This is a genomic window from Polaribacter sp. YIW18 (assembly GCF_057219325.1).
The window spans coordinates 112071-128266 of sequence record NZ_JBXVVE010000001.1 but is presented as its reverse complement, the minus strand read 5'-3'; the positions used below and the strand labels follow the sequence as shown (position 1 = coordinate 128266).

General features: G+C 30.1%; 10 protein-coding genes. 8 read left to right on the top strand and 2 right to left on the bottom strand.

All coding sequences use genetic code 11. The annotated features are described in order from the left end of the window. Nucleotides 1-57 precede the first annotated feature (57 nt). The gene (gene dprA / locus AC2D6T_RS00430) at nt 58-1158 is read left to right on the top strand and encodes a DNA-processing protein DprA (RefSeq protein ID WP_484680076.1); all 1101 of its coding nucleotides are present in this window, start codon (nt 58-60) and stop codon (nt 1156-1158) included. 145 nt (nt 1159-1303) lie between these two features. Then, on the top strand, nt 1304-2371 hold the full coding sequence (locus tag AC2D6T_RS00425; protein WP_438989363.1) for a hypothetical protein: 1068 nt from the start codon (nt 1304-1306) through the stop codon (nt 2369-2371). Between the two features lie 212 nt (nt 2372-2583). On the opposite strand, the gene AC2D6T_RS00420 is transcribed toward AC2D6T_RS00425, so the two are convergent. Together AC2D6T_RS00420 and mfd are read right to left on the bottom strand one after the other, a co-directional pair. After that, nucleotides 2584-3441 carry a DMT family transporter gene (locus AC2D6T_RS00420; RefSeq protein ID WP_484680075.1) on the bottom strand — a complete coding sequence of 286 codons (858 nt, stop codon included), beginning with the start codon at nt 3439-3441 and terminating at the stop codon, nt 2584-2586. An 86-nt stretch (nt 3442-3527) separates the two neighbouring features. Beyond that, nucleotides 3528-6875, bottom strand: coding sequence for a transcription-repair coupling factor (mfd, locus tag AC2D6T_RS00415; protein ID WP_484680074.1), 3348 nt, complete (start codon nt 6873-6875; stop codon nt 3528-3530). Nucleotides 6876-7053: 178 nt separating this feature from the next. Here mfd and AC2D6T_RS00410 point away from each other — a divergent pair, with 178 nt between their 5' ends. The 6 genes from AC2D6T_RS00410 (at nt 7054) to atpD (ending at nt 16168) form a co-directional block, all read left to right on the top strand. Beyond that, entirely contained in the window at nt 7054-7710 is a 657-nt protein-coding gene (locus tag AC2D6T_RS00410; protein ID WP_484680073.1) for a metal-dependent transcriptional regulator, read from the top strand. Then, nucleotides 7707-8543 carry a ZIP family metal transporter gene (locus tag AC2D6T_RS00405; protein WP_484680072.1) on the top strand — a complete coding sequence of 279 codons (837 nt, stop codon included), beginning with the start codon at nt 7707-7709 and terminating at the stop codon, nt 8541-8543. The genes AC2D6T_RS00410 and AC2D6T_RS00405 overlap by 4 nt, the downstream gene beginning before the upstream one ends. Before the next feature lie 75 nt (nt 8544-8618). After that, a complete protein-coding gene (locus tag AC2D6T_RS00400; RefSeq protein WP_484680071.1) occupies nt 8619-11762 on the top strand; it encodes a UvrD-helicase domain-containing protein in 3144 nt (1047 codons plus the stop codon). Between the two features lie 48 nt (nt 11763-11810). Then, complete coding sequence (gene kbl, locus AC2D6T_RS00395; RefSeq protein ID WP_438989369.1) at nt 11811-13004, top strand: glycine C-acetyltransferase; 1194 nt, start codon at nt 11811-11813, stop codon at nt 13002-13004. A 114-nt stretch (nt 13005-13118) separates the two neighbouring features. Next, the gene (locus AC2D6T_RS00390) at nt 13119-14486 is read left to right on the top strand and encodes an OmpA family protein (protein ID WP_484680070.1); all 1368 of its coding nucleotides are present in this window, start codon (nt 13119-13121) and stop codon (nt 14484-14486) included. A 173-nt stretch (nt 14487-14659) separates the two neighbouring features. Continuing rightward, nucleotides 14660-16168, top strand: coding sequence for a F0F1 ATP synthase subunit beta (gene atpD, locus AC2D6T_RS00385; RefSeq protein WP_347186329.1), 1509 nt, complete (start codon nt 14660-14662; stop codon nt 16166-16168). Nucleotides 16169-16196 lie beyond the last annotated feature (28 nt).

Genomic DNA, 16196 nt, shown 5'->3' with positions numbered 1-16196 from the left:
GTTCTCTAAATAATTATTAACAAAAATTTTATATATTGGTATTCAAATTGTTAGCTTTTGAACGAAGAAAAATTATTGGCTTTATTAAGATTGCAAAAAAGCAAAGCTATTGGAGATATTTTAGCAAAGAAACTAATTGTAAATGTAGGAGATGCATTGCAAATATTTAAAGAAAAACCTGCAACTTTGGCAAAAATTAATGGTATAGGAAACCATGTAATAAAACATCTTTTTGATGACAAAAATATTAAGTTAGCAACACAAGAGCTTGCGTATATTCAAAAAAATAATATTGCTTTTTCTTATTTTTTAGAAGATGATTATCCAATACATCTACAAAATTGTATAGATAGTCCAATTTTACTTTTTAAAGAGGGCAACATCAACTTAAAAAATAAAAACATAATTTCTATTGTGGGTACAAGAAATTTAAGTTCTTATGGACGCGATTTTTGTAACAATTTAATAGAAGAATTGGCAACTTACAACCCAATAATTGTAAGTGGTTTTGCTTATGGTGCAGATATTTGTGCACACAAAGCAGCCATAAAAAACAACTTGCAAACTATTGCAGTTTTGGCACATGGTTTCGAGCAAATTTATCCTAAAGTGCATAAAAAATACATCCATCAAGTACATGAAAATGGTGGTTTTTTAACAGAGTTTTGGAGCGAAGAACAACCTTTAAGAGAAAATTTTTTAAAAAGAAACAGAATCGTTGCAGGCATTTCTAAAGCCACCATTATTATAGAGTCTGCAGAAAAAGGAGGTTCTTTAGTTACTGCAGATATTGCCAATTCTTACAATAGAGATGTTTTTGCAGTTCCTGGTAGAACTTCAGATATTTACAGTAAAGGGTGTAATAATTTAATTAAAAATAACAAAGCGCATTTATTAACCAATGCAAACGATATTGTAAAAATGTTAAACTGGGATATTGCAGAAAAACCCAAACCCATTCAGAAACAGCTTTTTTTACATCTATCTGAAAACGAACAAAAAATACACGATTTATTACACGAAAAAGGGGCACAACTTTTAGATGCTATTTCTCTAGAATGCAGTATTCCTGTGTTTCAATTATCTTCAATTTTATTGCAAATGGAAATGAAAGGTTTGTTAAAACCTTTGCCAGGAAAAATGTTTGAATTGTTATAATTAAAAGTCAAAAATTAAAAGCATGAATTTTGAATTATAAAAATGGCACTTTAATTATCAATATTTACACAGTTAACTTTCGTAAACTTATTTCAACACAAAATCCTTAAAATATTCTTATTTTTGAGGCAAATCAATAGAAAAGATGGCAGTAGAAAAGAAGTTGATGTCTAAAAAAAAACCAACATTTCCTATCAACGAAATGTTAGATGACTATCTAAAAAAATACAAGAGAAATACAAAAATCTCTATAGTTTACGACGATTTATTGCGTTTTCAAGGCTCTGTAGCTGTATTTGATAAAAACGATGAAGACACACTTTGGGTAAGAACTTATTATTCTGAATTTGACCGAGCAGAAATAGATGTAAGTTTAAAAAAAATATACACAAGGCTCCATTCAGATGGTAATGATGATGCCATTCCTTTTTTAAATGTAGATGCCATAGACTATTGTACCTTTGGTAATTCGAAACCTTTTAGAATAAAAATTAGAAACATTTTAAATGATAACTTTACCTATTTCTACGTAAAAAAAGCAGATGCTTCTCGTGTTTATGGTTTAGAGTTAGAGCATCTTTTGTCTCCTCATAACATGAACTTTCTAATCTATAAAGACACCTTAATAGAAGAACATATAGCAGGTGTTCCAGGAGACGATTTTATTAGAGATTTTCTACCTAAATGTACTTCTTCAGAAAAATCTCAAATAGCTAAAGAATTTGTAAAATTTAAAGAACGTTGTATGGTACGTTTGTTAGGAGACATGCGCTCATACAACTATGTAGTTATACCCACACACGATTTTGACCAAATTGTATACAAAATTAGAGCCATAGATTTTGATCAACAATCTTTTGAAGGTAACCTAAAAGTATACAACCTACAGTTTATGAAAGAAAATTTTAAGATGGTAGAAATGGTAAGTAAAAAACTACACAACAATTCTATCAACCAATATAAAATAGAAGAACGCTCTTACATGGCAAAAAGGATGATTACCTCACCAAGAAGAACAAGAAGGTTAATTAGATGTATGAAATCAGACACCATTTCTTACTCAGAAAACATCGCCTTGTTAAAAAAACATTTAATACAATATGTGGGCGATGTGAAATTTAAAGACTGTAAAAACATGGGCGAACTTTTAGAAACTATCCTAGCCTTTGTAAAGCGTAATTATTTAGATATTAGTAATAAAGAATTGTTTTAAACGTTATTACTATGCATTTTATTTAGAAGCTATTTCCAGCTTTCGCTACTCAATCTTTTTGCAGAAAAAGCAAAAAGGATTTCAAACAAATAGCTCAATCTGGGCTAAACTTGTTTGTTAGCTTTTGGCTGTAACTTTTTTAGTAGTTTTTTTAAGTTGTTATTAACAGACCAGACCTCACAGGTTTTTTAAACCTGTGAGGTCTAAAAAGTTTATTTTTTACTTCTAACACTCTCAATAATAACGGTTAGTAATATCAAACTTCCACCAATAAAAGTAGAGCTATTTGGTATTTCATTTACAAAAATAAAGGCAATAATAATACCGAAAATTGGCTGTATACTGCTTATAATACTTGCTGTTGTTGCAGAAAAATGTTGTAAAGAATTTACCATTAAAGTATGTCCAATAGCTGTAGTTAATAAAGCTACCAAAAGCAACCAAGGTAATTGGCTTTCTATGTTAGAATAATCGCTAAAAAATAAGGTAGGTAGTAATAAAACACTAATAATTACCATTTGATAAAACATAAGCATGCTACCATTGTATTTTTTTACATCTTCCTTTACCATTAAATTTCTTAGTGCATAAAAGAAAGCAGATAAAATACCCAATAAGATTCCTTGTAAATAAGTGTTTTCTATAGAAAATTTTGGAATCAAATTATAAACACCTACAAGTACTAAAATAGCCATTAAAATATGTATCTTATCTACTTTTTTCTTGCTAAAAAAAGGTTCTATAAAAACTGTAATTATTGGATAGGTATAAATGGATAACATAGCCAATGCTACATTACTTAATTTTAAAGCGTAAAAATAAGTAACCCAATGTGCACCCATTAAAAATCCACCCATTAAAAAAGAGCGTTTATCTTTTGCCGAATTTATTTTAAAACTAATTTTTTGAACTCTACAAAAAATATAAATAAAAATAGCGGCTAAAAATGCTCTACATAAAATAATAGCTTCTGCGGGCATTGCAATATACCTTCCTAAAACACCTGAGGTGCTTATAAAAAGGGTTCCTAAAAGTAAAACTGATAAATTTTTGGTATAGTTTTTTTGCATTTTTTTCTATGTCTACTTTAGCGTAGTCCCAAGGTTAAAGGTTTAGGTAAAAATAGTTCTTGTTTTCGATTGAACTGATGATTACATTAAATTTTTTGTAAAACTTGTAAAGCTGTTTTTACAGCATCTATCTTTATAAATGTAATTAGTAAACGCAATCCGTTTTTGGTTTGCTTCTCTTTCATTACGCAACTCTTACTATTTTGTTGCACATATTTTAGCATTCTAGAAAAGGCTTCTGTTTGATAAAAATCGCTTTGTTGGTTAGACACAAAATAGCCAATCATTCTTTTTTGTTTTAGTATAATTTTTTCTAAACCTAGTTCTTTTGCTAACCATTTTATTCTTACAGAGTCTAATAAATCTTCTACCTGTGTTGGTATTTCTCCAAATCTGTCTACAATTTCGCTTTCAAAAGTTTTTAATTCTTCATTGGTTTTTAAGTCAGATAATTTTTCATATAAACTCAACCTTTCTGTAACTGAATTTACATAATCATCTGGAAATAAAATTTCAAAATCGGTATCAATTTGCACCTCTTTTACAAACTCTTTGGGTTTAGAAGTGTCTGTTGGATAAAGTTCTTTAAACTCATTTTCTTTTAATTCTTCTATGGCTTCTTGCAATATTTTTTGATAGGTATCAAAACCAATATCATTAATAAAACCACTTTGTTCTCCACCCAATAAATCTCCAGCACCACGTATTTCTAAATCTTTCATGGCAATGTTAATTCCGCTACCTAAATCAGAAAATAAAACGAGTGCTTCAATACGTTTTCTGGCATCATCTGTCATCATATGATAGGGAGGCGTAATAAAATAACAGAACGCTTTTTTGTTAGAGCGCCCAACTCTTCCTCGCATTTGATGTAAATCAGACAAACCAAAATTATTGGCATTATTAATAAAAATGGTGTTGGCATTAGGTACGTCTAAACCACTTTCTATAATGGTGGTAGATACCAAAACGTCAAAATCGCCATTCATAAAACCAAGCATTAATTCCTCTAGTTTTTTGCCTTCCATTTGCCCATGACCAATACCAATTTTTGCAGAAGGCACTAATCTTTGCAACAAACCAGCTACTTCTTTTATGTTTTCTATTCGGTTATGAATAAAGAAAACTTGTCCTCCTCTAGAAATTTCGTAAGAAATGGCATCTCTAATCATTTCTTCGCCAAAACGAATTACATGACTTTCTATTGGGTGTCTGTTTGGTGGTGGGGTTTTTATAACAGATAAATCTCTAGCAGCCATTAAACTAAATTGCAACGTTCTTGGTATGGGTGTTGCCGTTAAGGTTAAGGTGTCTACATTTTCTTTTAAAGTTTTCAATTTATCTTTTACAGCAACTCCAAATTTTTGCTCTTCATCAATAATTAAAAGCCCTAAATCTTTAAATTTTATACGTTGATTTGTTAACTGATGTGTACCAATAATAATATCTACAGCACCACTATTTACACCATCAATTGCGGCTGTTTTTTGTTTGGCAGTTCTAAATCTATTTAGATAATCTATCTTAATAGGGAAATCTTTTAAACGTTCAGAAAACGTTTTGTAATGTTGAAAAGCCAAAATAGTTGTTGGTACTAAAATGGCTACTTGTTTTCCATTGTCAACCGCTTTAAATGCAGCTCTTACAGCAACTTCTGTTTTACCAAAACCCACATCGCCACAAACCAACCTGTCCATAGGTTGTTCTTTTTCCATATCTGTTTTTACATCTTGCGTAGCTGTAAATTGATCTGGCGTATCTTCATACATAAAACTACCTTCTAACTCATGCTGTATATGCGTATCTGGCCCAAAAGCAAAACCTTTTTGGAGTTTTCTTTTCGCATATAATTGAATTAAATTAAACGCAACATGTTTAACTCTAGCTTTGGTTTTTTGTTTTATTTTTTTCCAAGCACCAGAACCTAATTTATAAATTTTAGGTGCTTTTCCGTCCTTTCCATTAAATTTAGAAATCTTGTGTAAAGAGTGAATGCTTACATATAAAATATCACGTTCTCCATACACCAATTTTATGGCTTCTTGCTTTTTACCTTGCACATCAATTTTTTGCAAACCACCAAATTTTCCAATTCCATGATCCATGTGCGTTACGTAATCGCCAATTTCTAGTTTGTTTAATTCCTGGAGTGTAATGGCTTGTTTTTTTGCATAGCCATTTTTTAATCGGAATTTATGGTAACGTTCAAAAATTTGATGATCTGTATAACAAACCATTTTATTATCTACATCAACAAAGCCTTGGTATAAAGGAAAAACAACAGTTTCATAATGAACCTCTTTTTCAGAATCATCAAAAATATCATGAAAACGTTTTGCTTGTTGGTCGTTTGCACAAAAAATATAATTGGTAAAACCAGCTTTATGGTATTCTTCTAAATTGTCTATTAATAAATCAAATTTTTTGTTGAATGAGGGTTGTGGATTTGTATTAAAATCTACAATTTTATTGGATGCTGTAACAATTTCTGAATGTGGATTTGTATCAAAATTAACGATTGTAAAATCTTGTAACTGTTTTAAAATAAAATTACCATCGCAAAACAATTCGTTGGGTTTTGCGTGTTTTATTTCTTGAGATAAAGTTAAAAAAGCATCTTCTGCTTTTTTGTAAAACTTATCTAAATTACCCGTAAGTAAAGCTTGATTTTTTACAAATACGGCAGTTTTAGAAGAAATATATTTAAGAAAACTTTCTCTATTTTCTTCTAAAGTTTTATTTTCTACATTGGGCATTATAGAAACTTTTTTCAGTTTCTCTTTAGACAGTTGTGTTTCTACATCAAAAGTTCTAATACTGTCAATTTCATCACCAAAAAACTCTATTCTGTAGGGCTCATCGTTAGAAAAAGAAAACACATCTACAATACCACCTCTTACAGAAAAATCTCCTGGTTCTGTAACAAAATCTACTCGTTTAAATTTATATTCAAATAAAATTTCGTTTACAAAATCTAACGATAAATTTTCGCCAACAGTCACTTTTAAAGTACTTTTTTCTAGCTCTTTTTTGGTAACTACTTTTTCAAACAAAGCAGTTGGATAGGTAACAATTACAGCCGGTTTTTTTCTAGAGTTTATTCTATTTAAAACCTCAGAACGTAATAAAACATTGGCATTGTCTGTTTCTTCTATTTGATAAGGTCTTCTATAAGAACCGGGATAAAACAGTACGTTTTTATCGCCTAAAAGTTGTTCTAAATCGTTTAAATAATAGGCAGCTTCTTCTTTGTCATTAAAAATTAAAAGGTAAGGTTTGTCTGCTTTTTTAAAAGTTTCTGAGATCACAAAAGACAACGAAGATCCTGCCAAATTCTTAATTTGAAAATGGTTTTGTTCTTGTTGAAGTTGTGAATTTATCTGCGCTACTAACGCAGATTTTTGGTATTGATTTACAATATTCTGCTTACTCAACGTACTAAGTTTTGTGCAAATGTAACATGTATATTAATAAAAAGCAGAAAATAAAATGAATTTTCATTAGCGAATCGTAAAATAATATTTTTACAAATGTAATTATATTTTTAGTCTTATCTAAAAATATGTTTTCATTTAAATAAAAAGTATATATTTGTAGCACAATTTTTTTATAATGTTTACACTTTCTGAAGAGAATTATTTAAAAACAATCTATCATTTATCATTAGAAACTAGCAATGGTATAAGTACCAATGCAATTTCTAATCAATTACAAACCAAAGCCTCTTCTGTAACAGATATGATTAAAAAATTATCTGATAAAAAAGTATTGGCTTATAAAAAATATAAAGGGGTTACATTAACAGGTTTTGGTAAAAAAACAGCCGCAAATATTGTGAGAAAACACAGGTTGTGGGAAGTTTTTTTAGTAGAAAAATTAAATTTTTCTTGGGATGAAGTGCATGATGTTGCAGAGCAGTTAGAACATATTAAATCTCCTAAATTAATCCATCAGTTAGATAGTTTTTTAGGTTTTCCAACACATGATCCTCATGGAGATCCAATACCAGATGCAGATGGAAATTTAAAAACCATAGAAAAAAGTTTGCTATCTACTTTATTAAAAAATGAATGCGGAATTTGTGTAGGTGTAAATGATTCCTCATCAGAATTTTTACAATTTTTAGACAAAAAAGACATCAAACTTGGTGAAAAAATAACAGTTTTAGATAAAGAAGAGTTTGATAATTCTTTATCAATTTTAATAGAAAATAAGAAGTTATCTATTTCTAATAAAATAGCAAACAATTTATATATTCAAAAATCATGAGTTTATTTAGTCAATTAGTCGAGTTTGGCAAAGAACACCCAATTTTAGCAGCCTTATATGCATCGCTTTTTACCTGGGGTTTAACAGCAGTAGGAGCTGCTTTGGTATTTTTCTTTAAGAAAATGAACAGGGCTGTTTTAGATGGTATGCTAGGTTTTACTGGAGGTGTAATGGTTGCTGCAAGTTTTTGGAGTTTATTAGCGCCAGCCATAGAAAACAGTCCTGGAGAAGGTTTTGTAAAAGTATTGCCATCTGCCATTGGTTTTGCTTTAGGTGCCATTGCACTTTTTGGAATGGATAAAATTTTACCTCATTTACACATCAATTTTAAAGAAAATGAAAAAGAAGGTGTAAAAACAGATTTACATAGAACTACATTGTTAGTCTTAGCAATTACTTTACACAACATTCCAGAAGGTTTAGCTGTAGGTGTATTGTTTGGAGCTGCTTCTACTTTGGTGGGTGTAGAACAGACAGAAATGATTATTGCGGCTATTTCTTTAGCAATTGGTATTGGAATTCAGAATTTTCCAGAAGGTTTTGCAGTAGCAATGCCTTTAAGAAGACAAGGTATGGCTAGGTTTAAAAGTTTTTGGTATGGTCAACTATCTGCAACTGTAGAACCAATTGCTGCAGTTTTAGGTGCCCTAGCAGTATCATTTTTTACACCAATTTTACCTTATGCTTTAGCCTTTGCAGCTGGTGCAATGATTTTTGTAGTTGTAGAAGAAGTAATACCAGAAACACAAAGAGACAAATACACAGATATTGCTACACTTGGCTTTATAGGTGGTTTTATTGTAATGATGTCTTTAGATGTAGGGTTAGGATAGTATCTAGTAAAAAAATAATCAGAAAGCCAAACAAAAACTGTTTGGCTTTTTGTATTTTGCAGTAAAAATAATTCTGTGCAAAAACAATCAACTTTTCAGGTTTACAATGCTTCTGCAGGAAGTGGTAAAACATTTACACTTGTAAAAGAGTATTTAAAAGTATTACTAACTACAGAAGATATTTTTGCTTTTCAAAAAGTATTGGCAGTTACCTTTACCAACAAAGCAGCTGGCGAAATGAAAGAACGTGTGTTATATAATTTAGAAGAAATTTCTAATGGAAACACCACAGATATATATGCCAAAATTTTAGAAGAAACCACTTTAGATAAAGCAACTGTAAAAGAACGTAGTAAAAAAATATTAGAAGCTATCTTACAAAATTATGCTGCTTTTTCGATAACTACTATAGATAGTTTTACGCATAAAGTCATCAAAAATTTTGCATATGATTTAGGGTTACCACTAAATTTTGAAGTAGAAATGGATGCTGTTTCTCTTTTAAACGAAGCTGTAGATGTTTTGCTTTCTAAAATTGGTACAGATAAAAAATTGACCAACTTGTTAATAGATTATTCTTTAGATAAAATAGATGATGACAAATCTTGGGATATTTCTAAAGATCTGAACAATTTTGCTAGAATTTTATTAAACGAAGATGATGTAAAACATTTTAGAGAATTAGCCGATAAAGAATTAGAAGACTTTTTCAGCCTAAAAAATAAATTGCAAGAAGCAAATGCTAAAATTGAGCAAGAGTATAAGATTTTATCTGATGAGGTTTTAAAGTTTATAGCAGATAATGGTATCGATAATTCAGATTTTAGTTATTCAGGCGAATATCCAAAACACTTTATAAAACTAGGTAACTTAAAATTTTTAAAAAGTAACGATTTAAAGTTTGATGGACGTTTAAACAAAACCATAGAAGAATCAAAAAATCTCTATGCGGCAAAAACTGACGCACAAATTAAAGATGTTATAGATGGTGTTTCAGAAAATCTTAAAGATTATTATTATCAATCTAAAGATTTATATAATAAAACATTTTCTAACTATTTATTAAATAAAATCACCTTAAAAAGCATTATACCTTTAGCAGTTTTAAATAATATAAATTCTGAGCTAAATACAATTAAAGAAGATAATAATATTCGGCTAAATGCAGAGTTTAATCAACTAATTTCAGATAATATTAAAGACCAACCAGCACCTTTTATCTACGAAAGGATTGGGCAACGTTTTCAGCATTATTTTATAGATGAAATGCAAGATACGTCTGTGTTGCAATGGCAAAATTTAATTCCGTTAATAGATAATGCCTTGGCGCAAGAAAACAGCAAATTACTCTTGGTTGGTGATGGTAAACAAGCCATTTATAGATGGCGAGGCGGAAAAGCAGAACAATTTATCGAGTTAGGTTCTGGAGAAAAAAATCCGTTTCAAGTAGCTAAAAACAAACAAAATTTAGAAACCAATTTTAGGAGTTTTTCAGAAATTATTAATTTTAATAATTCGTTTTTTCAGCATACTGCTAATTTTCTTCAAAATACTTCTTATAGAAATCTGTTTTTAGAAGGAAACACTCAATTAGAAAATACTAAAAAAGGAGGTTTTGTATCGTTGTCTTTTTTAGATAAAGAAGATGATAGAGAAGATGAGAAACTAAAATATCCAAGAAAAGTATTCGCACAAATAGACGCTTTAAAAGATGATTTTTATTTAAATGAAATTTGTGTTTTAACAAGAACAAAAAAAGACGGAATTGCACTAGCAGATTACCTTTCAGAGAAAGGTGTTTCTATTGTTTCGTCTGAAACTTTGTTACTTAATAACAATGCTACTATTAAGTTTATTATTAATATTCTAGAAATTATACAAAATGCAAACGACCAAGAAAAAAGGTTTGAAGTTTTATATTTTTTATATGATCATTTAAAGGTAAAAGAATCAAAAAGTGATTTTTTTAATAATTTTATCAAATATTCAAACACTGAAATTTTTACAGCATTAAAAACATTTGGAATATCTTTCGATTTTAAGGTTTTTCAGGCAATCCCTTTTTACGAAAAAATTGAAGAAATTATTAGAGGCTTTCATTTGGTAAACTCCTCAAATGCTTATATTCAGTTTTTTTTAGATGTTGTTTTAGAACAGCAAAGAAAAGCAACAGACATTGGAGATTTTTTAGAATTTTGGAATCTTAAAAAGGACAAATTAAGCATTGTAGCTTCAGAAAATTCAGATGCTGTTCAAATTATGACCATTCATAAATCTAAAGGATTAGAGTTTCCTGTTGTTATTTTTCCTTGTGATGTAGATATATATAATCAAATTAACCCCAAAGTATGGTTTAATAGTTTGCCAGAAGATTATAATTTTAAAGAACTTTTAATCGACTTTAAAAAAGATATTTCATTAATAAATGAAAGAGGTTTAGAGCTTTATAATCTGCAAAGAGAAGAGTTAGAGCTAGATAATTTTAACTTATTATATGTTGCATTAACTAGAGCTGTAGAGCAATTGTATGTGATTACAGAAAACAAAATTTCATCAAAAGGTGTAGAAAATTTAAATCATTATTCAGGTATTTTTATCAATTACTTAAAAGAGCAAAATCTTTGGCAAGAAAATCGTTTAGAATATACTTTTGGAGATGTTAAAAGAATAAAAAAGAAAGAAAAAGAAATATCTAGCACAGAAATTCACCAAAAATTTATTTCTACTCCTTGGCAAGAGCACCATATAGTTTTATTGGCAAGTGCCTCTAAATTATGGAATACAACTCAAGGAAAAGCTATCGATTTTGGGAATTTATTTCATGAAATTTTATCAAAAATATATATAAAATTAGATGTTGATAATGTTTTGAAACAATACCATCAGCAAGGTTTTATAAATGAGAATCAATTAAGTTTTTTAAAAGAATTAATAAATAGTCTTGTACGTCATCCAAAACTAGCAAATTATTTTTCTAAGGATGTTACTGTTTTCAATGAAAGAGAAATTGTAGATGTAGACAATCAAATTATCATTCCAGATAGGTTGGTTTTTACTGGTGATAATGTTGTAATTATAGATTACAAAACCGGAAATCCTTCTAAAGAACATCATCAACAACTATTAAAATACGAAAGAATACTAAAATCTATGGATTTTGAAGTGGAGAAAAAAATATTAATTTATCTAAATGATAAAATTGATATTGTTGAGGTTTAACTAAAGAAAATAAACTTTGTAACTTTACATTTGTTAAAATGATAAAAAATGTACGGAAAAATTAAAGATACTTTAAAAAAACAACTTCAAGAAATTGAGGAAGCAGGTTTGTATAAATCTGAAAGAATTATTACATCTTCACAAGATGCAGTTATTAAAATTTCTACAGGAGAAGAAGTAATTAATTTTTGTGCCAATAATTATTTAGGGTTATCTAATCATCCAGAAGTTATTCAAGCTGCAAAAGATACTCTAGATTCACATGGTTTTGGTATGTCCTCAGTTCGTTTTATTTGTGGTACACAAGATATTCATAAACAATTAGAACAAAAAATTGCCAACTTTTATACTACAGAAGATACCATTTTGTATGCGGCTTGTTTTGATGCCAATGGGGGTGTTTTTGAACCACTTTTAACAAAAGAAGATGCAATAATTTCAGATAGTTTAAATCATGCTTCAATAATAGATGGGGTTCGTCTTTGTAAGTCTGCACGTTATCGTTATAATAATAACGACATGACTTCTTTAGAAGAACAGTTAATTGAAGCCAATAAACAAAATCATCGATTTAAAATTATTGTTACAGATGGGGTCTTTTCTATGGATGGAATTGTAGCAAAACTAGATGAAATTTGTGATTTAGCAGACAAATATGATGCTTTGGTAATGGTAGATGAATGTCATGCAACAGGTTTTATTGGTAAAACAGGTCGTGGAACTGTAGAATTAAAAAATGTAATGGATCGAGTAGATATCGTAACAGGAACCTTAGGAAAAGCTCTAGGTGGTGCTATGGGAGGTTATACTACTGGTAAGAAAGAAATTATAGAAATTCTAAGACAACGTTCTAGACCTTATTTATTTTCTAATTCTTTAGCACCTGCAATTGTTGGGGCTTCTCTAAAAGTATTTGATTTAATAGCAAATGATACAACTTTACGAGATAAATTAGAATGGAATACAAACTACTTTAGAACAGAAATGGAAAAAGCAGGTTTCGATTTAGTTGGGGCAGATGCTGCTATTGTGCCGGTTATGTTATATGATGCAAAACTCTCTCAAACTATGGCAAATAAACTTTTATATGAAGGTATTTATGTAATAGGTTTCTTTTTTCCGGTGGTTCCTAAAGAAAAAGCAAGAATACGAGTACAACTTTCTGCAGCACATAATAAAGCACATTTAGATAAAGCTATAAACGCTTTTATCAAAGTAGGAAAAGAATTAAAAATAATATAAGAACCGTAAAATTTGTGTTTTTTTTTAACTTTTTGTAGATTTGATTTTGCAGATAAGTTTTAACAACTTACTTTTGCCTTTAAAATAACAAACTTTTAATTTAAAAATTTGATAATGAAACAATTAAAATTAGCTGTGATAGCTTTGTTTGCTTTGGTAACAATTAGCAACGTAAATGCACAAGATGAAAACAACCCATTCGCTGTAGGCTTTGGTGTTAATGCTGTGGACTTTATTTTTACTTCTGTTACAGAGGGAGACCACTTTAAGGATTTACTAGGATCTGATGAAGACTGGAATGTATTACCTTCTATTTCTAGAATCTCTGCTGAGAAATACTTAGAAAAAGGTTTTTCTTTACAACTTGCAGGATCTTTAAACAAAATTGAAACAGTTAGAAATGTAAATGATTCAGATTTTTTATACTGGGCTTTGGATGCATCAGTTAAATATGATGTAAACAGATTAATTGGTGAGACAGCTTGGTTCGATCCTTATGTTCATTTAGGAGGAGCTTATGTTTCTGTTGACTCTGAAGGAGCAGGAATGCTAACTTTTGGAGCAGGTGCTAATTTTTGGTTTAACGAAAATTTAGGTTTAAATTTTCATACAGGAGCTAGACATGGTTTTGATGACATAGTTCAAGATCATTGGCAACACTCATTAGGTTTAGTTATAAAATTTGGTGGAAAAGATACTGATGGAGATGGAATATACGATAAATTTGATGCTTGTCCAGAGGTTGCAGGATTAGAAGAATTCAATGGTTGTCCAGATGCTGATGGCGATGGAATCAAAGATTCTGATGATGCTTGTCCTAATGTTGCAGGTTTAGCCGCTATGAACGGTTGTCCAGATGCTGATGGAGACGGTATTGCTGATAAAGATGACATGTGTCCAAATGAAAAAGGAACTAAAGCTAACAAAGGTTGTCCAGATTCAGACGGAGATGGAGTAATTAATAAAAATGATAAATGTACTAACGAAGCAGGTCCAGTTGCAAATGGAGGGTGCCCATGGCCAGATACTGATGGTGATGGAGTATTAGACAAAGATGATAAATGCGTTAACGAAGCAGGAGTTGCATCTAACAACGGATGTCCTGCACCAGTTATTACTAAGGAAGCTGAAGCATCTTTAGAAAATTATTCTAAAGCAATTTTATTTAATTTAGATAAAACTTCTTTCAAACCAGGGGTTACTTCAAAATTAGATGAAATAAGTAAAGTAATGAATAACAACCCTAATGCTACATTTGTAATAGAAGGCCATACTGATAGTTTAGGTTCTGCACCATTAAACTTAAGAATCTCAGAAAAAAGAGCAATTGCTGTAAGAGATTATTTAGTTAAAAAAGGAGTAGATGCTACAAGATTAGAAGCTATTGGTTACGGAGAAGGACAACCAATTGCAGATAATAAATTTAGAGCTGGTAGAGCTCAAAATAGAAGAGCTGTTATTAAAGTATCTAACAAGAAATAGTTTTAATAATATATTAAATAAAACCTCACCAATTCGGTGAGGTTTTTTTATGAATTTATATTACAGTTTATATAAAAAAAACTTTTTTAAATTCAATCAAAAGAATTAACTTTGCAAGCTGAAAATGAGATGCTAAATCTCAAAATACAAATAATAATTATAATTAGATACAGATGTCTACAACAACAGGAAAAGTTTCTCAAATTATTGGCCCAGTAATTGATGTTGAATTCAATACAGAAAATGAGCTTCCTAAAATCTATGATTCATTAGAAATTAAAAAAGCTGACGGTTCTACATTAGTATTAGAAGTACAACAACATATTGGAGAAGATACAGTAAGAACCATTTCTATGGATGCTACTGACGGTCTTAGTAGAGGAGTAGAAGTAATTGCTACAGGGACTCCTATTCAAATGCCAATAGGAAACGATATTTATGGTCGTTTATTTAATGTAACTGGAGATGCAATTGATGGTTTAGGAAACTTAAAAAAAGAAGGTAAAGATGGTTTACCAATTCATAGATCTGCGCCAAAATTTGAAGATTTATCTGTTTCTACAGAAGTTTTATTTACAGGTATTAAAGTAATTGACTTAATTGAACCATATGCAAAAGGTGGTAAAATTGGTTTATTTGGTGGAGCAGGAGTAGGTAAAACAGTTTTAATACAAGAATTAATTAACAACATTGCAAAAGGACATGGTGGTTTATCAGTTTTTGCAGGTGTTGGAGAAAGAACTCGTGAAGGAAATGACTTACTTCGTGAAATGTTAGAATCTGGTATTATAAAATACGGAGATGATTTTATGCATTCTATGGAAGAAGGTGGATGGGACTTGTCTAAAGTAGACAAACCTGGTATGAAAGACTCTAAAGCAACATTTGTTTTTGGTCAAATGAACGAACCTCCTGGAGCACGTGCAAGAGTTGCATTATCTGGTTTAACAATTGCAGAATATTTTAGAGATGGAGCAGGAGACGCTCAAGGTAAAGATGTATTATTTTTCGTAGATAATATCTTTAGATTTACTCAAGCTGGTTCTGAGGTGTCTGCCTTATTAGGGCGTATGCCTTCTGCAGTAGGTTATCAACCAACTTTAGCAACAGAAATGGGTGCAATGCAAGAGCGTATTACATCAACTAAAAAAGGTTCTATTACTTCTGTACAAGCAGTATATGTTCCTGCAGATGATTTAACTGACCCTGCCCCAGCAACAACATTTGCTCACTTAGACGCAACAACAGTATTGTCTCGTAAAATTGCAGAATTAGGTATTTATCCAGCAGTAGATCCATTAGATTCTACTTCTAGAATTTTAACTGCAGATATTTTAGGTGATGAGCACTACAACTGTGCACAAAGAGTAAAAGAAATTTTACAACGTTATAAAGAATTACAAGATATTATTGCTATTTTAGGTATGGAAGAATTATCTGAAGAAGATAAATTAGTAGTACATAGAGCAAGACGTGTACAACGTTTCTTATCTCAACCATTCCACGTAGCAGAACAATTTACAGGTATACCTGGTGTTCTAGTAGATATTAAAGATACTATTAAAGGCTTTAATATGATTATGGATGGTGAATTAGATAAATATCCTGAAGCAGCATTTAACCTAAGAGGATCAATTCAAGATGCAATTGATGCTGGAGAAAAAATGTTAGCAGAAGCATAAACAAGTTTTAAGTTTTAAGTTTCAAGTT

Bases quoted from the DNA above. Each gene is read 5' to 3' on its own strand.
- AC2D6T_RS00390 (WP_484680070.1), top strand. From the start codon at position 13,119: ATGAAACAATTAAAATTAGCTGTGATAGCTTTGTTTGCTTTGGTAACA.
- AC2D6T_RS00420 (WP_484680075.1), bottom strand. From the start codon at position 3,441: ATGCAAAAAAACTATACCAAAAATTTATCAGTTTTACTTTTAGGAACC.
- kbl (WP_438989369.1), top strand. From the start codon at position 11,811: ATGTACGGAAAAATTAAAGATACTTTAAAAAAACAACTTCAAGAAATT.
- AC2D6T_RS00410 (WP_484680073.1), top strand. From the start codon at position 7,054: ATGTTTACACTTTCTGAAGAGAATTATTTAAAAACAATCTATCATTTA.
- atpD (WP_347186329.1), top strand. From the start codon at position 14,660: ATGTCTACAACAACAGGAAAAGTTTCTCAAATTATTGGCCCAGTAATT.
- AC2D6T_RS00405 (WP_484680072.1), top strand. From the start codon at position 7,707: ATGAGTTTATTTAGTCAATTAGTCGAGTTTGGCAAAGAACACCCAATT.
- AC2D6T_RS00425 (WP_438989363.1), top strand. From the start codon at position 1,304: ATGGCAGTAGAAAAGAAGTTGATGTCTAAAAAAAAACCAACATTTCCT.